A 22581-nucleotide genomic window follows, 5' to 3' on the forward strand; every position below is an offset into this window, starting at 1 on the left:
AAACTTTACTATTGTTCAATAGAGATGCTATATGAACCGGAGAGAAAAATATTCATGGCAAAAGACCGCCTGTTCGTGCGGAGGAGGGGAGGGCATGAGAACATCACCCTGGCACCATACCTCACGTTAATATGTTAATTTTCGATTTCACATTCGCCCACCGGGAATGAAGGAAGCGCAGCCCGCTGAATGAACGAGAGCCTGTCTATGGTTTGCTAACCCGAATGACGTCAGCGTTCGACGAAACAAAAATTTCGCGATATATCTCTTATACTATTTTGCGCACAATAAATTTATTTACCGTATATATGCAGCTAAACCACTCGGCGCCGTACGGGGTAGCGCGGCGGCGGGATTCATATCTCAAAGATACCATTGCCGACCGCAGTGGGAAAACCGTGCTTAGCGATGATTCGTTAAACAACGGAATCATTAGCCGGTATATAGTGCTCATTTTATTGACAGTACCAGCGTTAAAACCAATTTTAATTCATCTAAATAAACGATGGCTGCAGGATAATGAATTGCTGCTGATGAATCTGATGCGGCTATTTGTCGAAACGAATTGGCAGTACTGCGTGACTATTATCGCATCAGTATGGCTAAACGCGTTCCGGCAGTAAGCGGAGAAAGGCATGTACGGGGGGCGTCTTTGATCGAGGACGCTGAAGCGGAATTTAGCCAGGGGCAGAGAAAGCGTTGAGAGGGTTGAGGGCACAATCTCAGAATAATAGGGTGGGGAGAATGATTTACAACCATCGGCGATGCGAGATTAACAGGGGGAAATAAGTAATGGCGTATCGTGCGATACGCCATTGAGAGACACTATCTGACCATGGTCAGCAGGTTGTGTGAATCCGGCACCATAAAGTCGACGGACATCATCACCGACAGCGCGGTAATGGCTACGATGGAAAAGACGAACAGCTTACGCGCCCAGACTTTATCATCCGCCACTTTATAACCGCGCAGCGCCATTCCGAGCCACCAGACGCTCACCGCCGCAGCGACAACCAGATATTTATATCCAGCGTAGCCGCCCAGGGAGAGCATCAGCGTGGCAACGGCGAAAGCGATGATGTAAACGGTGATATGGTTTTTCGCTACCGAAATGCCTTTCACTACCGGCAGTACCGGAATGTTCGCTGCCTGATAATCCTTGAAGCGGAAAATCGCGATAGCGTAAGAGTGAGGCATCTGCCACAGGCTGAAAATCGCCAGCAGAATCGCGGCACCGCTGTCAAAATCACCGGTAACCGCGCAGTAGCCAATCACCGGCGGCGCAGCGCCGGAGAGAGAACCAATCAGCGTGCCGTAGACGGAGTGGCGCTTCATGTACAGGCTGTAAACGCCGACATAAACCACGAACCCCATCACCCCCAGCCAGCAGGCCAGGGGATTCGCGCCAAACCACAGGAGCATGAAGCCAGCAATACCCAGCAGGGTGGCGTATACCAGCGAAGCTTCTGGCGAGATCAGCCCTTTGACCAGCACCCGGTTTTTCGTCCGTTCCATCTTACGATCGATATCACGGTCGATATAGTTGTTGAAAACACAACCCGAGGCGACCACCAGGGATACTCCGAGGAGCGTCCAGATAAAAAGCGGATAGTCGATGTGGCCCTTGGAGGCCAGCAGGAAACCGCCAATCACGGAGATCAGGTTGCCAAAAATAATGCCTGGTTTCGTTACTTGCAGGTATTGCTTAAACATACTCGCCGCTCTTAGTGCATCATCATGTTGTAGTTCAGGTTCCACATAATCCAGATGGAGCCGACAACTACGATAGCAATGATGATTACGGTGAAGATAAATGCGGTCAGGTTCCAACCTTCGTCCGATTTACTGTTCATGTGCAGGAAGTACACGAGGTGTACCACAATCTGCACAACCGCAGTGACCAGGATGGTTCCCAGAATAGCCGCATGCGATGCAGATCCACTCATCACCATTGCAAACGGGATAACCGTCAGAATGATCGACAGGATGAAACCTGTCATGTAGCTCTTCACGCTGCCGTGAGAAGCGCCGCTATGATCGGTAGAATGACTCATTACATCGCCCCCATCAGATAAACAACAGAGAACACGCAGATCCACACGACGTCCAGGAAGTGCCAGAACAGGCTCAGGCACATGATACGGGTGCGGTTCGTGCTGGTCAGGCCGCGACGAGAAACCTGAACCATCAGCACCGCCATCCAGATCAGACCAGAGGTCACGTGCAGACCGTGGGTGCCGACCAGCGCGAAGAACGCTGACAGGAAGCCGCTGCGATCCGGGCCCATACCTTCAACAATCAGGTGATGGAATTCATAGAGTTCCATCGCGATGAACCCAGCCCCGAAGAGGAAGGTCAGCGCCAGCCAGGAAACCACCTGGCTCTTGTTGTTTTTGTACATGGCGATAGCCGCCATGCCGTAGGTGATGGAGCTGAACAGCAGCAGCGCGGTTTCAACCAGAACGAACGGCAGTTCAAAAATATCTTTACCGGTCGGACCGCCCGCCGTGCCGTTCACCAGAACGGCATAGGTAGCGAACAGAGTGGCGAAGATAATGCAGTCGCTCATCAGGTAGATCCAGAAACCGAATACCTTCATCGGTCCTGTATCATGGTGCCCGTGTTCGTGCGCGTGGGCGTTATGCGCAAGAGTATCAGTTGCCATTTTTCAGCCCTGCTTTGTTAATCTCATCGAAATGCTGATTTTCCAGTTTTTCGACTACTGCAACCGGCACGTAGTAATCCACGTCCTCGTCAAAGCTCTTAATAATCCAGGTCACCAGGATACCGACGAAGCTTGCAATCGCCATCCACCAGATATGCCAGATCATTGCGAAACCAAACACCGTTGCGAAAGCAGCAATCACGATGCCCGCGCCGCTGTTTTTCGGCATATGAATCTCTTCATAGCCAGCCGGTTTCTTATACGCGTCGCCTTTTTCTTTCATTTCCCAGAACGCGTCACGCTCGTGAACGACAGGAACGATAGCAAAGTTGTAGAACGGCGGAGGAGAAGAGGTTGCCCACTCCAGCGTACGGCCGCCCCAAGGGTCGCCGGTCAGGTCACGGTTCTGCTCGCGATCGCGGATAGACACGTAGAACTGAATCAGCTGGCAGAGAATACCGCAAGCGATCAGCGCCGCACCGCAGGCTGCAACAACCAGCATCGGGTGGAACTGCGGGTCAATCTGCTGGCTCAGGCGACGGGTCATGCCCATGAAGCCCAGTACGTACAGCGGCATAAACGCGACGAAGAAGCCGATGATCCAGAACCAGAAAGCGCGTTTGCCCCAGGTTTCGTTCAGGGTGAAGCCAAAGGCTTTCGGCCACCAGTAGGTCAGACCTGCGAAGCAACCGAACACCACGCCGCCGATGATGACGTTATGGAAGTGCGCGATCAGGAACAGGCTGTTGTGCAGCACGAAGTCTGCGCCCGGTACCGCCAGCAGTACGCCGGTCATACCCCCTACGGAGAAGGTTACGATAAAGCCAATCGTCCACAGCATTGCTGAGTTGAAGACGATACGGCCCTGGTACATGGTAAACAGCCAGTTGAAGATCTTAACCCCGGTCGGGATAGCGATAATCATGGTCGTAATACCGAAGAAGGCGTTTACGTTCGCGCCCGCACCCATAGTAAAGAAGTGGTGCAGCCAAACGATGAACGACAGAACGGTAATACACACTGTTGCCCATACCAGCGAGGTGTAGCCAAACAGACGCTTACGCGAGAAGGTTGCGGCGATTTCGGAGAAGACACCGAATACCGGCAGAACCAGAATGTACACTTCCGGGTGACCCCAGGCCCAAATCAGGTTGATGTACATCATCATGTTGCCACCCATATCGTTGGTAAAGAAATGGGTGCCCAGGTAGCGGTCCAGGGTCAGCAGCGCGACGGTGACGGTCAGAATTGGGAAGGAGGCGATAATCAGGATGTTGGCGCACAGAGATGCCCAGCTAAACACCGGCATCTTGAACATGGTCATGCCAGGGGCACGCATCTTGATAATCGTTACGAAGAAGTTAATACCGGTGAGCGTTGTACCAATACCGGATAGCTGGAGAGCCCAGATCCAGTAATCGACCCCGACGCCCGGACTGTACTCAATTCCCGAGAGCGGCGGATAGGCCAGCCAACCGGTCTGCGCGAATTCACCGACGCCCAGAGAGAGGTTAACCAGAATCACGCCCACAACGGTGAACCAGAAGCTCAGGTTGTTAAGGAATGGGAAGGCAACGTCGCGCGCGCCGATCTGCAGCGGAACCACCAGGTTCATCAGACCGATAACAAACGGCATCGCTACGAAGAAGATCATGATAACGCCGTGGGCGGTAAAGATCTGATCGTAGTGGTGAGGCGGCAGGAAGCCTGCTTCCCCGGCCGAGGCCAGCACCTGCTGGCTACGCATCATAACGGCGTCAGCGAAGCCACGCAGCAACATGACGATTGCTACGATAACGTACATGATACCGAGACGTTTGTGGTCAACCGAAGTCAGCCACTCATTCCAAAGGTAGGACCACTTACCGAAGTAAGTGATGGCCGCCAGAAGCGCCAGTCCCCCAATGATAATTGCAGCCACCGTAACCACAATAATGGGTTCATGGTAGGGCACTGCATCCAGTGTAAGTTTTCCGAACATCGTTTTCTTCCTCGGCCCCTTAGTGAGCGGTTTCCGCGTGGCTCATGTCCATGCCTTCCATTCCTTCGTGCGCTGCGTGCTCGCCCTCAGGCTGGGTCATATCCATGCTCTTACCGTGAGACATAAATTTGTTAACAACATCTTTAAACAAATCTGGTTTCACGTTAGAGAAGTATTCCACTTTGTTGTATTCGCTAGGCGCAGCCAGTTTGTCGAACGTTTCCATGGAGTCCATGGCGTTCGCAGACTGTTTGGCTTTCGCTACCCACTGATCGAAGGTTGCACGATCCGGCGTGGCGATAGCTTTGAACTTCATTCCTGAGAAGCCCGGGCCGCTATAGCTGGCGGAGATACCGTCGTAAGTACCAGCTTCGTTCGCGATGAGGTGCAGCTGAGTCTGCATCCCGGCCATTGCGTAAATCTGGCTACCTAAACGTGGGATAAAGAACGAGTTCATCACGGAGTTGGAGGTCACTTTGAAGTGTACCGGTACGTTCGCCGGGAAGGCGATTTCGTTGACGGTAGCAATGCCTTGTTCCGGATAGATGAAGAACCATTTCCAGTCCATCGAAACGACTTCGATAGTGATAGGTTTTTCATCGTGAGCAAGCGGTTTGCTCGGCTCTAATGCGTGAGTGGTTTTCCAGGTCAGAACGGCCAGGAACAGGATGATCAGGATAGGAACCGTCCAGACCACAGCTTCCACTTTGTTGGAGTGTGACCAGTTCGGGCTATACTTCGCATCTTTATTGCTCGCACGATACTTCCAGGCAAATCCTACTGCCATCAAGACGGCTGGTATAACGACGATCATCATCAGGCCGAAGGCCGTCAGAATCAGAGAGCGTTGCTCCAGTCCAATCTGTCCTTTTGGGTCGAGGAGTGCAGAATCACAACCACTGAGTAATACAGTGCCTGCGATTAATGACATCCATCCCAAACTTTTATTGTATTTCCTAAGTCTCATTGAACGACCTCAATTCCACGGAATCTGGTGGCGCTTAAAGTGTACGGGCATTTTACGGGAAGGTTGCATTACTGTAAACATAGTTGGAGCTGTGTCTGCTCTATGTTAGCGGCTTCTGCTTGCCCTGTCACATATGTTACGGAGTGTGACATTATCGCTTGCAAACCTTGATTTAGGCGGGATTGATAACGAAAGGGATAAGAACGAAAGGCTTTATAAGAGAATGAGCATAACTACCCGCAAAACAACACAAATAATTAACAATTAATTATCAAATAAAAGACATCGTAAAAGCGGAAAATAAAACCTGCAGAGCTGAATCGGTTAAATTATTTAAAGATTCGCATGAAAATTGTCAATAATTTCCAGAAATCTAAAACGCACAAAACAACAAATCGGCTACGATGAATATAAAATCGTTAATAAGACGTTATAATTACGTTTAGTAATTACAACGTCCACGTACGTTTCTGCGCTGATTTAAATCAGCTCGGTTTTACGTAATGCCAGATAGTCAAGGAAGGCGCCGAGTAAAATACCCGCGACGGCGGTGAGTACGGCGATCTCAAGCAGGCCGGCAAGGAAGGAGAAGTTGGTGTAATCCAGCGCGTTGAGCGCCAGCAGCAGCAGCCAAATCGCCAGCATCAGGCAGCCAGCAGCCAGAATAATTAATGCCAGCCCGTAGGTCTGCGGAAAGCGCGTGCGCGGCATAAAGCTTTCTGAGCGCTGAGTGTGTTCCAGCGTACGCCGGCAAATTAACAGCAGCAAAATCCCCGGCACCGCGGCGACGACGGAAAAGAGATAGAAGGTAGGCCAGCCGTGGGCTTCAACAAACCAGCCGGCGATAGGCCCAACGTACACGCGCCCAACGGCAGAGAGCGCTGAGAGCAGGGCAAACTGGGTGGCTGAAAACGATTTATTGCACAGCGTCATCAGCAGCGCGACGAACGCCGCGGTGCCCATCCCGCCGCACAGATTTTCGAAAAACACCGCCGTCGCCATGGAGAAAAGGTGTTTATCGGTAATTGAGAGCAGCCAGTATCCGGCGTTGGATACCCCCTGCAACAGGCCGAAAATCAGCAGCGCGCGGAACAACGTCAGGCGCTGCATGAGCACGCCGCCGTAAAGCGCGCCGATAATCGTGGCGAACAGGCCGAGCGTTTTATTCACCATTCCCACTTCACCCGCATCGAAACCGACGCCGCGAATCAGGAACGTGGTGGTCAGGCTCATGGCAAACGCGTCGCCAAGCTTATAAAGGACGATCAGCAGCAGAATAAGCCAGGCATTATTGCGGCAGAAGAAGTCGCGCAGCGGTGCGGCGACGGCCTGCTCCAGCGTCTTCGGCACCGGAATAACGTCGCTGGGTTCCGGCGCCAGCAGCGTGGCGATAATGCAGGGGATCAGCAGCGCGGCCATCAGCCAGTACATCCCCTGCCAACCCAGCCAGCGATCGGCCAGCCAGAGCGCCAGCCCGCCGGAGACCAGCATCCCCAGACGATAGCCCAGCACGCTGATTGCCGCTCCGGTGCCTCGCTCTTCCGCGGCCAGCACGTCAGTTTTCCACGCGTCAAATACGATATCCTGAGAGGCGGAACAAAAGGCGATGACCACCGCCAGCGCCGCCATCCAGCGCAGCTGCGTGGACGGTTCAAGGAAACCCATCGCCGCAATGGCGATAAGGAGCAGAAACTGGGTCGCCAGCAGCCAGCCGCGACGACGGCCGAGAAACGGCGGCGTATAGCGGTCCATCACCGGCGACCAGAGGAACTTAAAGACGTAGGCCTGGCCGACGAGCGAGAAAAAACCGATAGTTTTCAGATCGATGTTTTCAACGGTCATCCACGCCTGCAGCGTACCGGAGGTGAGGGCGAGCGGTAATCCCGAGGCAAAACCGAGGATCAGCAGGATAGCTGATTTTGGCTGCGTGAAAATGCGTAAGTAATGATTAGACATGGCATGTCGTGCAGACCCGGCGCGAGGCCGGGTCTGCGACTTAAATTAACGCGCGTTTTGCTTGATGAAATCGTGAATGCTGGTGTCCTGCGCCATATCGCTAATGGTATCGGTCATGACGCTATTAACCGCATCGGCGATATTTTTATTCGAGGCCTGGAAGGCGCCTTCAACAGAGTAGCTGGCACGATAGTTTTTCGTCATCTTATTGCCGTTAGCGGCAGTGGCAACGATCGCAATATCGGCTTTAGTCGCAATGTTGTAACGCACGTTGCCCTGAGAAACGTCGGCGTACAGTTTATTCACAATGATTTGCAGATCCACGGCGCCGTTCGGGCCAATCATATAGCCACGCGAGGTCATCTGTTTCTCGAGCACTTCCTGCAACAGGAAGCGCAGGTCGCGGGAGGCGGTGAGCGTAACCTGTTGGTTATCGCGGGTGACTTTCGCCAGCGCCTGATCCGGACGCTGATCGGCGCCGTTAATGCTGACGGTCACGCCCATCAGGCTGGGATCCTGCTGCGGCAGGGTGATTTTCGGTGAAACATCAATGGTGGTCGGCGGAGTGGCGCATCCGGCCAGCATAAACAGCGCGACCAAAGGAAAAAGAATTTTCTTAAACATGTTCAGGGTCTCAACGCATGGTGGAGTGGTAATGAGGAAAATTCCCGCCATCATAACATCGCCAACGGCAAGGGGAAGTGGCAACGCATGTAAATTCATCGCCTTGTGCGTTTTCTGTCCTGACTGCATCTCTTATCGCAACGCAGGCAGGGCTTTCAGGACACCGAACCACTAAAGCCGATACTTTTGCATGAAAATATCAGAGGAATGCTAATTTTTTGTTGTTTTCGCCCAATGGAAGCGGTAAAAGCGGCTAACATTTAAAGGGAATGGCGGCAATACAGCGTTGTCGGAGGAGAAAATTCATGATGATACGTGAACAGATCGAAGCAAAACTTAGGGCAGCGTTCGACCCGGTGTATCTTGAAGTCGTGGATGAAAGCTATCGCCACAACGTTCCTGCGGGCTCTGAAAGTCATTTTAAAGTGGTGTTGGTGAGCGATCGCTTCCTTGGCGAGCGTTTTCTTAATCGTCACCGTATGATTTACGGAACGTTGACTGAGGAACTATCAAGCACCGTGCACGCTCTGGCGTTGCATACCTATACAATCAAAGAGTGGGAAGGGCTACAGGATACCGTCTTTGCTTCTCCTCCTTGTCGCGGGGCTGGAAGTATCGCGTAGAAATCGCATTTGCAACCGCTGGAGCTTTTCCAGTATGTTGCGTGAAGATTTATGAGAAAACGGCCTGCGGGCCGTTTTGTTTTGCCTGAAAAATGTGCAATTCACGCATATTTACAGGCAAATTTGCTCGGGAAATGTGAAAAAAGCCGCAGCAGTGGGCGACAACCGTTCTCGACTCACAAAAGTGATGCCGCTATAATGCCGCGTCTTTTATTATGAATGTCTTCGGGATGATTCTGACGACAGGGAATGTGTTTCTGATTTGAAGAGGGCATCCCGGTTCTGCGAAGCAACCTGTTCGCGCTTCCAGAGTTGACCGAGCACTGTGATTTTTTTGAGGTAACAAGATGCAAGTTTCAGTTGAAACCACTCAGGGCCTTGGGCGCCGTGTAACGATTACTATCGCCGCTGACAGCATCGAGAATGCTGTCAAAAGCGAGCTGGTCAACGTAGCGAAAAAAGTTCGCATTGACGGCTTCCGTAAAGGCAAAGTGCCGATGAATGTTGTTGCTCAGCGTTATGGCGCATCTGTTCGCCAGGACGTGCTGGGTGACCTGATGAGCCGTAACTTCGTTGACGCGATCATCAAAGAAAAAATTAATCCGGCCGGCGCGCCGAACTACGTTCCGGGCGAATACAAGCTGGGTGAAGACTTCACCTACGCGGTAGAGTTCGAAGTTTATCCGGAAGTTGAACTGCAGGGTCTGGAAGCGATCGAAGTTGAAAAACCGGTTGTTGAAGTGACCGATGCTGACGTTGACACCATGCTGGATACTCTGCGCAAGCAGCAGGCGAACTGGAAAGACAAAGACGGCGCTGTTGATGCAGAAGATCGCGTTACCGTTGATTTCACCGGTTCCGTTGACGGCGAAGAGTTCGAAGGCGGCAAAGCCTCTGACTTCGTACTGGCGATGGGCCAGGGCCGTATGATCCCGGGCTTTGAAGACGGTATCAAAGGTCACAAGGCTGGCGAAGAGTTCACCATCGACGTGACCTTCCCGGAAGAGTACCACGCTGAAAACCTGAAAGGTAAAGCGGCCAAGTTCGTTATCAACCTGAAGAAAGTTGAAGAACGTGAACTGCCAGAGCTGACTGAAGAGTTCATCAAACGTTTCGGCGTTGAAGATGGTTCCGTAGCCGGGCTGCGCGCTGAAGTGCGTAAAAACATGGAGCGCGAGCTGAAAGGCGCCGTGCGTAACCGCGTTAAATCTCAGGCTATCGAAGGTCTGGTTAAAGCTAACGATATCGACGTTCCGGCTGCGCTGATCGACAGTGAAATCGACGTTCTGCGTCGTCAGGCTGCTCAGCGTTTCGGCGGTAACGAGAAACAGGCTCTGGAGCTGCCGCGTGAGCTGTTCGAAGAGCAGGCTAAACGCCGCGTTGTTGTTGGCCTGCTGCTGGGCGAAGTGATTCGTACCAACGAGCTGAAAGCTGACGAAGATCGCGTTAAAGGCCTGATCGAAGAGATGGCTTCTGCTTACGAAGATCCGAAAGAAGTGGTTGAGTTCTACAGCAAAAACAAAGAGCTGATGGACAACATGCGCAACGTCGCGCTGGAAGAGCAGGCCGTTGAAGCCGTGCTGGCGAAAGCTAAAGTGTCTGAAAAAGCCACTTCCTTCAGCGAACTGATGAACCAGCAGGCGTAATTTCGCCCCAAGGTTTAAGGTTTGAGCAAAAACCCGTTGCCGAAAGGCTGCGGGTTTTTTTATTGCAATGATAGCCTTAGGATGAGTGCGAAAAGGCGATTTCAGTGATAGCGTTACGACAAAAGATTGTTATGCTTGAATTATGGCGACGTCATCCCCATAACCGGGAGACGTAACTGCATTGGCATAATCATGCGCCGTAATGAAGCGTGCATCTATGCACTTCTGCCCGACGGCAGAAATTCTGGCTGATAATCCGTCCGTAAGGTTACAATCAGTGCAGCGGTTTTTTTCAAATTAATCCAGGAGACGGAAATGTCATACAGTGGCGAACGAGACAACTTTGCACCCCATATGGCCCTGGTGCCGATGGTCATTGAACAGACCTCACGCGGCGAACGTTCATTTGATATTTACTCCCGTCTGCTCAAGGAGCGCGTCATTTTTCTGACCGGCCAGGTAGAAGACCACATGGCTAACCTGATCGTGGCGCAGATGCTGTTTCTGGAAGCGGAAAACCCGGAAAAAGATATCTATCTGTACATTAACTCTCCGGGCGGGGTGATTACCGCCGGGATGTCTATCTATGACACCATGCAGTTCATCAAGCCTGACGTGAGCACCATTTGTATGGGCCAGGCGGCCTCAATGGGCGCGTTCCTGCTGACCGCCGGGGCGAAAGGCAAGCGTTTCTGCCTGCCGAACTCCCGCGTGATGATTCACCAGCCGCTGGGCGGCTACCAGGGCCAGGCGACGGATATCGAAATCCACGCCCGCGAAATCCTGAAAGTGAAAGGTCGCATGAATGAACTGATGGCACATCATACGGGTCAATCCCTTGAGCAGATCGAGCGCGATACCGAGCGCGATCGCTTCCTGTCTGCCTCAGAAGCAGTGGAATACGGCCTCGTTGACTCTATTTTGACTCATCGTAATTGATGCCCCAGGCGCAAGGGTGCCGCTATACTTGTTTGAAAGAGGGCGGCACAACGCTTCACAGCGGTTTGCGCCTGAGAATGGCATTTGCGTCGTCGTGTGCGGCACAAAGAACTTAATAAGAGGTTTGGACTCATGACAGATAAACGCAAAGATGGTTCGGGCAAACTGTTGTACTGCTCTTTTTGCGGCAAAAGCCAGCATGAAGTGCGTAAGCTAATCGCCGGGCCATCCGTGTATATCTGCGACGAATGCGTTGATTTATGTAACGACATCATTCGCGAAGAAATTAAAGAAGTCGCGCCGCATCGCGAGCGCAGCGCGCTGCCGACGCCGCACGAAATTCGCCACCATCTGGACGATTACGTTATCGGCCAGGAGCCGGCGAAAAAAGTGCTGGCGGTGGCGGTATACAATCACTACAAACGTCTGCGCAATGGCGACACCAGCAACGGCGTTGAACTGGGCAAAAGTAACATTCTGCTGATCGGGCCGACCGGTTCCGGTAAAACGCTGCTGGCGGAAACGCTCGCGCGCCTGCTGGATGTGCCTTTCACCATGGCGGATGCCACCACCCTGACCGAAGCCGGCTACGTGGGTGAAGACGTTGAGAACATCATCCAGAAGCTGCTGCAGAAGTGCGACTACGACGTACAGAAAGCCCAGCGCGGTATCGTCTACATTGATGAAATCGACAAAATTTCCCGTAAATCGGATAACCCGTCGATCACTCGCGATGTTTCCGGCGAAGGCGTGCAGCAGGCGCTGCTGAAGCTTATTGAAGGTACCGTTGCCGCGGTTCCGCCGCAGGGCGGGCGTAAGCATCCGCAGCAGGAGTTCCTGCAGGTTGATACCTCTAAGATCCTGTTCATCTGCGGCGGCGCCTTTGCCGGTCTGGATAAGGTCATTTCCCACCGTGTTGAAACCGGTTCAGGTATTGGTTTCGGCGCGACGGTCAAGGCGAAGTCTGACAAAGCCAGCGAAGGCGAGCTGCTGTCTCAGGTTGAGCCGGAAGATCTGATCAAGTTTGGCCTGATTCCTGAGTTCATCGGTCGTCTGCCGGTTGTGGCGACCCTGAGCGAGCTGAGCGAAGAAGCGCTGATTCAGATCCTCAAAGAGCCGAAAAACGCCCTGACCAAGCAGTATCAGGCGCTGTTCAGCCTGGAAGGCGCTGAGCTGGAATTCCGCGACGAAGCGCTGGACGCTATCGCTAAGAAAGCGATGGCGCGTAAAACCGGGGCTCGCGGTCTGCGTTCTATCGTTGAAGCCGCGCTGCTTGATACCATGTACGATCTTCCGTCAATGGAAGACGTAGAAAAAGTGGTCATTGACGCTTCGGTTATCGATGGCCAGAGCAAGCCGCTGCTGATTTACGGCAAACCGGAAGCGCAGCAGGCATCTGGTGAATAATTAACCATTTTGCTCAAGCAGTTAACAAAAAGGGGGGATTTTATCTCCCCTTTTATTTTTCCTGCATTCCCGCCGTTGAATGTATGGAATACATCCCCATATACTGGTTTACATATTAACGGCGACGCGTCGTTGAGTTGCGTCGTCGGCTACCTGGCGGACTTTAAACTAAGAGAGAGCTCTATGAATCCTGAGCGTTCTGAACGCATTGAAATCCCCGTATTGCCGTTGCGCGATGTGGTGGTTTATCCGCACATGGTCATACCCCTGTTTGTAGGGCGGGAAAAATCTATCCGTTGCCTCGAAGCAGCCATGGATCATGATAAAAAAATCATGCTGGTTGCGCAGAAAGAAGCCTCGACGGATGAGCCGGGTGTAAACGATCTTTTCACCGTCGGGACCGTGGCGTCTATTTTGCAAATGCTGAAGCTACCGGACGGTACTGTCAAAGTGCTGGTCGAAGGTTTGCAGCGCGCGCGCATCTCTGCGCTGTCTGATAATGGCGAGCATTTTTCGGCGAAGGCTGAATATCTTGAATCGCCGGCCATTGACGAACGCGAGCAGGAAGTGCTGGTTCGTACGGCCATCAGCCAGTTTGAAGGCTACATCAAGCTGAACAAGAAAATCCCACCGGAAGTGCTGACGTCGCTGAATAGCATTGACGATCCGGCGCGCCTGGCGGATACCATCGCTGCGCATATGCCGCTGAAGCTGGCGGACAAACAGTCCGTGCTGGAGATGTCCGACGTTAACGAACGTCTGGAATATCTGATGGCGATGATGGAGTCGGAAATCGATCTGCTGCAGGTTGAGAAGCGCATTCGCAACCGCGTGAAAAAACAGATGGAGAAATCTCAGCGCGAGTACTATCTGAATGAGCAAATGAAAGCCATTCAAAAAGAGCTCGGCGAGATGGACGACGCCCCGGACGAGAACGAAGCGCTGAAGCGTAAGATCGACGCGGCGAAAATGCCGAAAGAGGCAAAAGAGAAAACCGAAGCGGAACTGCAGAAGCTGAAAATGATGTCCCCGATGTCGGCGGAAGCGACCGTCGTTCGCGGCTACATCGACTGGATGGTGCAGGTACCGTGGAACGCCCGCAGCAAGGTCAAAAAAGACCTGCGTCAGGCTCAGGAGATCCTCGACACCGACCACTACGGCCTCGAGCGCGTGAAGGATCGTATTCTTGAGTACCTCGCGGTGCAGAGCCGTGTTAACAAGCTCAAAGGGCCGATCCTGTGCCTGGTTGGGCCTCCGGGGGTCGGTAAAACCTCTCTCGGCCAGTCCATCGCCAAAGCCACCGGACGTAAGTACGTGCGTATGGCGCTGGGCGGCGTGCGCGATGAAGCGGAAATCCGCGGTCACCGTCGTACCTATATTGGCTCAATGCCGGGCAAACTGATCCAGAAAATGGCCAAAGTGGGCGTTAAAAACCCGCTGTTCTTACTGGATGAGATCGACAAGATGTCTTCGGACATGCGCGGCGATCCGGCCTCGGCGCTGCTGGAGGTGTTGGATCCGGAACAGAACGTGGCCTTTAACGATCACTATCTGGAAGTGGATTACGATCTCAGCGACGTGATGTTTGTCGCGACCTCCAACTCCATGAACATTCCGGCGCCGCTGCTGGATCGTATGGAAGTGATCCGTCTCTCCGGCTACACCGAAGATGAGAAGCTGAACATCGCCAAACGCCACCTGCTGTCAAAACAGATTGAGCGTAACGCGCTCAAAAAAGGCGAGCTGACGGTGGATGACAGCGCAATTATCGGCATTATCCGCTACTACACGCGTGAAGCGGGCGTGCGTGGTCTGGAGCGCGAAATCTCGAAACTGTGCCGTAAGGCGGTAAAACAGCTGCTGCTGGATAAATCGCTGAAGCACATCGAGATTAACGGCGACAACCTGCATGACTTCCTTGGCGTGCAGCGCTATGACTATGGCCGGGCGGATAGCGAAAACCGCGTGGGTCAGGTGACGGGTCTGGCGTGGACGGAAGTGGGCGGCGATCTGCTGACCATTGAAACCGCCTGCGTTCCGGGTAAAGGTAAGCTGACCTATACCGGTTCACTGGGTGAGGTGATGCAGGAGTCTATCCAGGCTGCGCTGACCGTGGTGCGTTCGCGTGCGGATAAGCTGGGTATCAACTCAGACTTTTACGAAAAACGCGATATTCACGTGCACGTACCGGAAGGCGCTACGCCGAAAGATGGCCCAAGCGCAGGTATCGCGATGTGTACCGCGCTGGTTTCCTGTCTGACGGGCAATCCGGTGCGCGCCGATGTGGCGATGACCGGGGAAATTACCCTCCGTGGTCAGGTGTTGCCAATCGGTGGTCTGAAGGAAAAACTGCTGGCCGCGCACCGCGGCGGCATTAAGACTGTTCTGATTCCTGATGAAAACAAACGTGACCTTGAAGAAATTCCAGATAACGTTATCGCCGATTTAGATATCCATCCGGTGAAACGAATCGAGGAAGTTCTGGCACTTGCACTGCAGAACGAGCCGTTTGGTATGGAAGTCGTCACGGCAAAATAGTGATTTCGCGCAAATTGCGCTAAGAAAAATAGGGCTGGTAAGTAAATTCGTACTTGCCAGCCTTTTTTTGTGTAGCTAACTTAGATCGCTGGCAGGGGGGTCAATTACAACTCTGTTGTAAGGGCATGACAGTCCTGATATAACTGCTGCGCGGTCGCGCCACGAAGGATTCTGGTGCGATATAAATTATAAAGAGAGGAAGAGAACAGTGAATAAATCTCAACTGATTGACAAAATTGCTGCCGGTGCGGACATTTCTAAAGCCGCAGCTGGACGTGCGTTAGATGCTTTAATCGCTTCTGTTACTGAATCTCTGCAGGCTGGGGATGACGTTGCGCTGGTAGGGTTTGGTACTTTTGCTGTTAAAGAGCGCGCTGCCCGTACCGGTCGCAATCCGCAAACAGGCAAAGAAATCACCATTGCTGCTGCTAAAGTACCGGGTTTCCGTGCAGGTAAAGCGCTGAAAGACGCGGTAAACTGATCGACTTCCCCACTGGGGTCTGTGACGAAGTACAAGGGCGCATCGTAAGATGTGCCTTTTTTATTTGCCAGAATGAGACTTAATGTGACTTTATACGCACTTGTGGGCTGACAATTACCCCGTTTTCTTGTCAAAATACGTCCTCACGCGCGGCGGCCATCACATGCTATGCTGCGCGAGCTAAAGTCATCTACAGCGGAGCGTTGTTACACCATGATGGACAACCTACGCACGGCCGCCAACAGCGTCGTGCTCAAGATTATTTTCGGTATCATTATCGTCTCGTTCATTTTGACCGGGGTGAGTGGTTACCTGATTGGCGGTGGTAACAACTATGCCGCAAAAGTTAATGACCAGGAGATTGGTCGCGCACAGTTTGAAAATGCCGTTGCCAGCGAGCGTAATCGCATGCAGCAGCAGCTTGGCGACCAGTTCTCAGAACTGGCGGCCAATGAAAATTACATGAAGACCATGCGTCAGCAGGTGCTGAACCGTCTGATTGACGAGGCGCTGCTCGATCAGTATGCCCGTGAACTGGGTCTCAACATCAGCGACGACCAGGTGAAGCAGGCTATCTTCCAGACCCAGGCTTTCCAGGCGGATGGCAAATTTGATAACGAGCGCTTCAGCCGTATTGTTAATCAGATGGGGATGACGACGGATCAGTACGCGCAGGCGCTTCGTAATCAGCTGACGACTCAGCAGCTGATCAACGCCGTAGCCGGTACCGACTTTATGCTGCCGGGCGAATCCGACCAGCTGGCGGCGCTGGTTTCTCAACAGCGCGTCGTCCGTGAAGCCACTCTCGACGTGAACGCGCTGGCGGCGAAGCAAACCGCAACCGACGATGAAATCAACGCGTTCTACCAGCAGAACCAGGCGCGTTTTATGGCGCCTGAGCAGTTCCGCGTCAGCTACATCAAGCTGGACGCTGCCAGCATGCAGGAAAACGTCTCTGACGAAGAAATTCAGTCATGGTACGACCAGCATCAGGATCAGTTCACTCAGCCGCAGCGTAACCGCTACAGCATCATTCAGACCAAAACCGAAGCGGATGCGCAGGCGGTGCTTGATGAGCTGAAGAAAGGCGCTGACTTCGCCACGCTGGCCAAAGAAAAATCAACCGATATTATCTCTGCCCGCAGCGGCGGTGATATGGGGTGGCTGGAAGATGCTGCGACCGTGCCAGAGCTGAAAGAGGCCGGTCTGAAAGAAAAAGGCCAGCTTTCTGGCGTAATTAAATCCTCCGTTGGGTTCCTGGTTGCCCGTCTGGACGATATTCAGGCAGCACAGGTTAAACCGCTGGCTGAAGTTCGCGACGATATTGCGGCGAAAGTGAAGCAGGAAAAAGCCCTGGATGCGTACTATGCCCTGCAGCAGAAAGTGAGCGACGCGGCGAGCAACGATAACGAGTCGCTGGCGGGCGCAGCCCAGGTTGCCGGTCTTAAAGTGGTTGAAACCGGCTGGTTTGGCCGCGACAGCCTGCCGCAAGAGCTGAATTTCAAGCCGGTCTCTGAAGCTATCTTCAACGGCGGCCTGGTGGGCGAAAACGGCACGCCGGGCAGCAACTCCGATATCATCACCGTCGACGGCGATCGTGCGTTTGTTCTGCGCATCAGCGAGCATAAACCGGAAGCGGTGAAACCGCTGGCGGATGTAAAAGCGCAGGTGAGCGATATTGTTAAGCACACGAAAGCGGAACAGCAGGCGAAGCTGGATGCCGACAAGCTGCTGACGGCCCTGAAAGAGGGCAAAGGCGATGAAGCGATGAAAGCCGCAGGCCTGAGCTTTGGTGCGCCGCAGACGCTGTCACGCACCGGTCAGGAAGCGCTGAGCCAGTCCGTCTTTGCACTTCCGCTGCCGCAGGCAGGTAAGCCAAGCTACGGCGTGGGCTCCGATCTGCAGGGCAACGTGGTGCTGCTGGCGCTGGACGAAGTGAAAGCGGGTACGATGCCGGAAGAGCAGAAAAAAGCGATGATTCAGGGGATCACCCAGAATAACGCCCAGATCGCTTTCGAAGCGCTGATGAGCAACCTGCGTAAAGCGGCGAAAATTAAGCTCGGCGACATTATCGATCAGCAACAATAATTACGTGCTGCTTCGCAAAAGCAAGTAACGTGATGTCATTCTCAAAGGCCGCTTTCGCGGCCTTTTCCATTTCTGCATTTTGCCTTTTGTACTCTTTTCCCTTCGTCGCTATCGTGACCTTGCTGTCTACAAACAAGGAGATAACAGCATGAAACGAGGAATGAAAACGCTTATTGCCGCCGTACTGGTTTGCGCGGCGGGGAGTCAGATAGCGCAGGCGGCGCCTTCTGCCGGCAAAGCGTCGGCGCCGGTAAAGGAAAGCGTGCAGTCGCCGCAGGCAAAAGCGCCGGATGCGTTAAATGCGCCGGATAGTGAAGGCACCAGGGTGAGTATCAATAACGCCAGCGCGGAAGAGCTGGCTAAGGCGCTGAATGGCGTCGGCCTGAAGAAAGCGCAGGCTATAGTGAGCTATCGCGAAGAGTACGGGCCATTTAAAACCGTTGACGATCTTAAGCAGGTGCCCGGAATGGGCAACTCGCTGGTAGAGAGAAATCTGTCACATCTGAAGCTGTAAATTTTCAGCGAAAGTTTGCACAGTCGTCATTATTTGCCAGACTGAAGAGGTCACACTAGTGGTGTGACCTCTGACCTCAAAACAACAATTAAAGATAAGGCATTTGCGCTATGCAGACACAAATCAAAGTTCGCGGCTATCATCTGGATGTCTATCAGCACGTTAACAATGCGCGTTATCTGGAGTTTCTCGAAGAAGCGCGTTGGGATGGCCTGGAAAGCAGCCCGGCCTTCCACTGGATGACCGCTCGCAACATCGCCTTTGTGGTGGTCAATATCAATATCAACTACCGCCGACCGGCGGTACTGGGCGATGTGTTAACCGTCACCAGCAAGCTCGAACAGCTGAACGGAAAAAGCGGGACGCTAAGCCAGGTGGTCACCCTCAATCCTAACGGCGAAGTGGTCGCCGATGCGCTTATCACTTTTGTCTGTATCGATCTAAAAACGCAGAAAGCGCTGCCGCTTGAGGGCGAACTGCGGGAGAAGCTGGAGCAGCTTGAGCCTCGCTAACAGGCCAGCCGGAGGGGGATGTCCCGGAGGCGGTGCTGCGCACCTGTCCGGGCTACGTTTCCTCAGCTGTCTGCGATCCGGTAGCGCGGGCAGGCGCACAGAAAGTGGCAGAACTTCCCCGAAGGCGCTGCTGCGTATCTGACCGGGCTATGCATCGTGAGCCGCCTGCGATCCCGCCACGCCGCCGGGAAGTAACTGGTTACTGGAGCCCGGTTTTCTGCTTCATCACCGTCATCACCCCAACCTTATCGCCCAGATACTGGCTCAGCCCGTTGGCGCGGAGGTTACAGGCGGCGCACTGCCCGCAGCCGTCGCCTTTAATGCCGTTATAGCAGGTGAGGGTTTCATGGCGCACCAGGTCGAGCTGGCCCCAGTAATCGGCCAGGGCCCACGTTTCGGCTTTGTTAAGCCACATTAGCGGCGTCTCAAAGCGAATATCTTTCGCCATACCGAGGCTGACGGCATGGTGCAGCGCTTTCACGAACTCGTCGCGGCAGTCCGGGTAGCCCGAAAAGTCGGTCTCGCAAACGCCGGTGATAATAGCTTCCGCCTTCACCTGATACGCGTAAATGGCCGTCAGGGTTAAAAACAGAATGTTGCGCCCGGGTACGAAGGTATTCGGAATGCCGCTGGCGTCCGGTTCATAATCCGGAACCGGAATGCTATCGCGGGTCAGGCTGCTGACCGCCAGTTCGTTAAGCAGGGTGACATCAAGGACTTTATGGGCCACGGCCCCCAGCTTTAGCGCCAGTTCGCGAGCAACGTCAATCTCCGCGCGATGACGTTGGCCATAATCAAAAGTGACGCAATGCACTTCATCATACTGTTGCAGAGCCTGCACCAGGCAGGTCGTCGAATCTTGTCCTCCGCTGAAGACAACTACGGCGCGTTTCATGGTAATTCCTGACAATCGAAGTGAGGCGCATATGGTAGCGCCTGATGAACGTGACCACCAGCCCCGTCACGGCGTAGAGGCCGGTAGCCAGGCGCTGGCGAAATCAAACCAGCCGCGCGCGTTTAGCCGTAGTCCGTTGACCCCCGGCGGCGCGCTGATGCGATAATTATAATTGAACAGCGGCGTCATGATGGCATCGTCCATCAGGCTGTTAAAGACGTTGCGCAACGCTTCGCTACGGCTGCGTTCGTCCGGTAAGGCCTGAACGGCATCCAGCGTCGCCTGGAGATGCGCATATTGCGCCCCGGTCAGCAAATTAGGCCACAGCACGTCGCAGCGTAGCCACTGCTCCAGCGCATAGACCGGCGCTTCGCCAATCAGGCGGTCGCCCATCATCAGGTCCGCCTGTGCAAACTGCTGGCAGCCATCCCAGTTTTTCGCATCATGGAAAATAATCGTCAGCTCACAGTCCAGTTCCGCCAGCCGTTGACGAAGCCGATCCGCCATAGCGTGTAGCTCTACGGGGAGGTGATAGAGCAGCGTAAGCCGTTCGGGCAGAGGGGTACTATGATTTTCAGGCCACTGCGGAATAGACCAGCCCGGCAATACTTCGTTGCTGGGCGCGATCAGATCCTCATCCAGCGGCAGGGTTTCTAACAGGGTGGAGCGATGAATCAGCGAGACCAGCCTTTGCGCCTGCGCTTTGTTAAGACGAGGGCTCTGGCGCAGCGTCAGATAGCAAAAGCCGAGGCTAATACTGTTGCTGACCTGACGTAGTCTGGTCAGTTCGTCAGGATCGCCAATGGTTATCTGTACCGGATGACGACAGCTGGTGCCCAGATCCTGCTCGAACAACTGCGGCGTGATCCAGTATTCCACGGCCTGCAGCAGCGGGTGAGTGAGATGATAGCGCTGATGGTTTTCCAGCCGCACCAGGTCCGCAGTAAATCGCTTCAGGCGAAACGGTCCGCTGCCGATCGCCGGATCGTCAGGATGCGCCAGCACGCTGCAGTAGCTGGCAAGGCGGAACGGCAGCCAGTAATCGGCGCGATGCAGGGTGATAGTCAGACACTGGGAGTGGGTGACGCTAATCTCGCTGATACTGGCGAACAGCGTGCGCAGCGCGGGCAGCTGCAGCAGCATCAGGAGCCGCTGCTGCAGCTGTGAGGTTTTAATCGGATCGCCGTTGTGCCAGAACAGGGTAGAACGAATATAAAAGTGCCAGCGCAGGCCGTCAGGCGACACCTCCCAGTGATGGGCTAAATCGCCTATCGGACAGGTACTCTGCGCATCAAATCGGGTCAGACCGGAAAATATCTCCCCGGCCAGGTGCTGCTCCGCGCGTCCCGGCATAAAACCCGGGCGCAGCGGCTCCAGCGGACGGTAGTAAGGAATACGCAGGGTCGGCGTATTGTTCTGCCATTGGCCGCCGAGAAAGGGGGAAAGCAGCGCTTTAAGCTCCACCGGCGCCAGCTGGGCCAGTTCGAGGGCATTTTGCTGCTGCCCTTTATTCAGCGCCTGCTCCATCATCTCATTGCGCAGCGCTTCCGGCGCTTTATAAAACTGGAGTAGCCCGCGCTTTCCGCGACCGGAGCTGGCCTGCCAGCTTAGCCAGCCTGACTCTTGCGCCTGGCGCAGCAGGGTTCGAATGTGGCGTTCGCTGCAAAAGCAGCGTTCGGCCAGCTCGCCGACGGTTACCTGCTGCGGCTCTCCGGCGGAGGGCTGCCAGAGTCGCTGGTACTGATGCAGACGGTTTAATAGCCTCATCGCTGTGTAATCCTGCGTAGATTGGTAAACCCGGAACAATAAAATTTATCTATTCACTATTACTTCCGTATATCTCAGGCAATACTGCAACACAAGCAAAATCCACCACGATTTGGGGAGCAGAAGATGGCAAGACTGGCTGCATTCGATATGGACGGTACGCTACTGATGCCGGACCATCGTCTGGGAGAAAAAACGCTTTCGACGCTCAAACGTCTGCGCGATCGCGATATCACCCTGACTTTCGCCACCGGTCGTCATGCTCTGGAAATGCGCCACGTTATCGGCGAGTTCTCTCTGGATGCGTTTTTAATCACCGGCAACGGGACGCGAATTCACTCTCTGGAAGGTGAGGAGCTGTATCGCCGCGATCTGGCTCCCGATGTGGCGGAAGAGGTGCTGCACAGCGCCTGGGAAACCACGGCCAGTATGCATTTCTTTAACGACGGCGGCTGGTACACCGGGCAGGCGATCCCGGAATTACTGAAAGCGCACGTCTTTAGCGGTTTTCGTTATCAGCTGTACGATCCAAAGCGAATACCGGCGCATCAGGTCACTAAAATCTGCTTCTGCGGCGATCATGACGATTTGCGGCGGCTAAGGCTTCAACTGAGTGAAGCGCTGGGCGGCCGAGCGGATCTCTGTTTTTCGGCGATGGATTGCCTTGAAGTGTTGCCTGGCCGCTGTAACAAAGGCGCGGCGCTGGCGGTATTAAGCCAGCATCTGGGGCTGACGATGCAGGATTGTATGGCGTTCGGTGACGCCATGAATGACCTGGAAATGCTCGGCAGCGTCGGGCGCGGCGTGATTATGGGCAATGCGATGAATCAGCTGAAAGCGGAACTCCCACATCTACCGGTTATTGGCGACTGCCGTCATCAGGCCGTCTCCCACTTTTTGACTCATTGGCTGGATAATCCCGATCTTCCTTATTCCCCCGAATAAAGAGACCCTGCCAGCAAGCCAGATATCCTGTGA

At 53.8% G+C, this 22581-nt stretch carries 19 protein-coding genes; 10 read left to right on the top strand and 9 right to left on the bottom strand.

Translation table 11 applies throughout. From position 1 onward, the window contains the following. Window positions 1-825: 825 nt before the first annotated feature. The 7 genes from cyoE to ABLU88_RS13325 all read right to left on the bottom strand — a co-directional run bounded on the left by cyoE (window position 826) and on the right by ABLU88_RS13325 (window position 8193). Window positions 826-1713, bottom strand: a complete 888-nt coding sequence (gene cyoE / locus ABLU88_RS13295) for a heme o synthase (protein ID WP_004129778.1) — start codon at window positions 1711-1713, stop codon at window positions 826-828. Window positions 1714-1724: 11 nt separating this feature from the next. Beyond that, window positions 1725-2054, bottom strand: coding sequence for a cytochrome o ubiquinol oxidase subunit IV (locus ABLU88_RS13300; RefSeq protein WP_004099523.1), 330 nt, complete (start codon window positions 2052-2054; stop codon window positions 1725-1727). After that, window positions 2054-2665, bottom strand: coding sequence for a cytochrome o ubiquinol oxidase subunit III (locus ABLU88_RS13305; protein ID WP_004099525.1), 612 nt, complete (start codon window positions 2663-2665; stop codon window positions 2054-2056). Before ABLU88_RS13305 ends, ABLU88_RS13300 begins: the two co-directional genes overlap by 1 nt. Beyond that, entirely contained in the window at window positions 2655-4646 is a 1992-nt protein-coding gene (cyoB, locus tag ABLU88_RS13310) for a cytochrome o ubiquinol oxidase subunit I (protein WP_004848247.1), read from the bottom strand. The genes ABLU88_RS13305 and cyoB overlap by 11 nt, the downstream gene beginning before the upstream one ends. Window positions 4647-4665: 19 nt before the next feature. Then, on the bottom strand, window positions 4666-5613 hold the full coding sequence (gene cyoA / locus ABLU88_RS13315) for a cytochrome o ubiquinol oxidase subunit II (RefSeq protein WP_004848249.1): 948 nt from the start codon (window positions 5611-5613) through the stop codon (window positions 4666-4668). 480 nt (window positions 5614-6093) lie between these two features. Then, window positions 6094-7569 (bottom strand): muropeptide MFS transporter AmpG, encoded by a 1476-nt coding sequence (gene ampG / locus ABLU88_RS13320; protein WP_064357987.1) that lies wholly within the window; start codon window positions 7567-7569, stop codon window positions 6094-6096. A gap of 45 nt (window positions 7570-7614) precedes the next feature. Then, the gene (locus tag ABLU88_RS13325) at window positions 7615-8193 is read right to left on the bottom strand and encodes a lipoprotein (protein ID WP_004848253.1); all 579 of its coding nucleotides are present in this window, start codon (window positions 8191-8193) and stop codon (window positions 7615-7617) included. 305 nt (window positions 8194-8498) lie between these two features. On the opposite strand from ABLU88_RS13325, the gene bolA reads away from it, so the two are divergent. From bolA to ABLU88_RS13370, 9 genes are all read left to right on the top strand, one after another. Then, window positions 8499-8816 carry a transcriptional regulator BolA gene (bolA, locus tag ABLU88_RS13330; RefSeq protein WP_004133447.1) on the top strand — a complete coding sequence of 106 codons (318 nt, stop codon included), beginning with the start codon at window positions 8499-8501 and terminating at the stop codon, window positions 8814-8816. Window positions 8817-9163: 347 nt separating this feature from the next. Next, entirely contained in the window at window positions 9164-10462 is a 1299-nt protein-coding gene (gene tig / locus ABLU88_RS13335; protein WP_004848255.1) for a trigger factor, read from the top strand. A gap of 315 nt (window positions 10463-10777) precedes the next feature. Beyond that, window positions 10778-11401 (top strand): ATP-dependent Clp endopeptidase proteolytic subunit ClpP, encoded by a 624-nt coding sequence (clpP, locus tag ABLU88_RS13340; protein ID WP_003021624.1) that lies wholly within the window; start codon window positions 10778-10780, stop codon window positions 11399-11401. A 132-nt stretch (window positions 11402-11533) separates the two neighbouring features. Further along, a complete protein-coding gene (gene clpX / locus ABLU88_RS13345) occupies window positions 11534-12808 on the top strand; it encodes an ATP-dependent protease ATP-binding subunit ClpX (RefSeq protein ID WP_004099538.1) in 1275 nt (424 codons plus the stop codon). A 183-nt stretch (window positions 12809-12991) separates the two neighbouring features. Next, the gene (gene lon, locus ABLU88_RS13350) at window positions 12992-15346 is read left to right on the top strand and encodes an endopeptidase La (protein WP_004099539.1); all 2355 of its coding nucleotides are present in this window, start codon (window positions 12992-12994) and stop codon (window positions 15344-15346) included. A 208-nt stretch (window positions 15347-15554) separates the two neighbouring features. After that, the gene (hupB, locus tag ABLU88_RS13355; protein ID WP_002444653.1) at window positions 15555-15827 is read left to right on the top strand and encodes a nucleoid-associated protein HU-beta; all 273 of its coding nucleotides are present in this window, start codon (window positions 15555-15557) and stop codon (window positions 15825-15827) included. Between the two features lie 213 nt (window positions 15828-16040). Beyond that, window positions 16041-17915 carry a peptidylprolyl isomerase gene (gene ppiD / locus ABLU88_RS13360; protein ID WP_049103919.1) on the top strand — a complete coding sequence of 625 codons (1875 nt, stop codon included), beginning with the start codon at window positions 16041-16043 and terminating at the stop codon, window positions 17913-17915. A gap of 148 nt (window positions 17916-18063) precedes the next feature. Continuing rightward, window positions 18064-18429: a helix-hairpin-helix domain-containing protein gene (locus ABLU88_RS13365; RefSeq protein ID WP_004848263.1), complete on the top strand. Its 366-nt coding sequence runs from the start codon at window positions 18064-18066 to the stop codon at window positions 18427-18429. Between the two features lie 110 nt (window positions 18430-18539). Continuing rightward, window positions 18540-18941, top strand: a complete 402-nt coding sequence (locus ABLU88_RS13370; protein ID WP_004848264.1) for a YbgC/FadM family acyl-CoA thioesterase — start codon at window positions 18540-18542, stop codon at window positions 18939-18941. Window positions 18942-19140: 199 nt separating this feature from the next. Here the strand turns inward: ABLU88_RS13370 and queC are convergent, their stop codons facing one another. Together queC and ABLU88_RS13380 are read right to left on the bottom strand one after the other, a co-directional pair. After that, complete coding sequence (gene queC / locus ABLU88_RS13375; RefSeq protein WP_014228183.1) at window positions 19141-19836, bottom strand: 7-cyano-7-deazaguanine synthase QueC; 696 nt, start codon at window positions 19834-19836, stop codon at window positions 19141-19143. Between the two features lie 66 nt (window positions 19837-19902). Beyond that, window positions 19903-21603 (bottom strand): SgrR family transcriptional regulator, encoded by a 1701-nt coding sequence (locus ABLU88_RS13380; RefSeq protein WP_025107163.1) that lies wholly within the window; start codon window positions 21601-21603, stop codon window positions 19903-19905. 126 nt (window positions 21604-21729) lie between these two features. Here ABLU88_RS13380 and cof point away from each other — a divergent pair, with 126 nt between their 5' ends. Beyond that, window positions 21730-22548, top strand: coding sequence for an HMP-PP phosphatase (gene cof, locus ABLU88_RS13385; protein ID WP_348836709.1), 819 nt, complete (start codon window positions 21730-21732; stop codon window positions 22546-22548). The last annotated feature ends 33 nt before the right edge of the window (window positions 22549-22581 follow it).

The organism is Klebsiella sp. GW_Kp182 (assembly GCF_040062275.1).
GTDB lineage: Bacteria > Pseudomonadota > Gammaproteobacteria > Enterobacterales > Enterobacteriaceae > Klebsiella > Klebsiella michiganensis.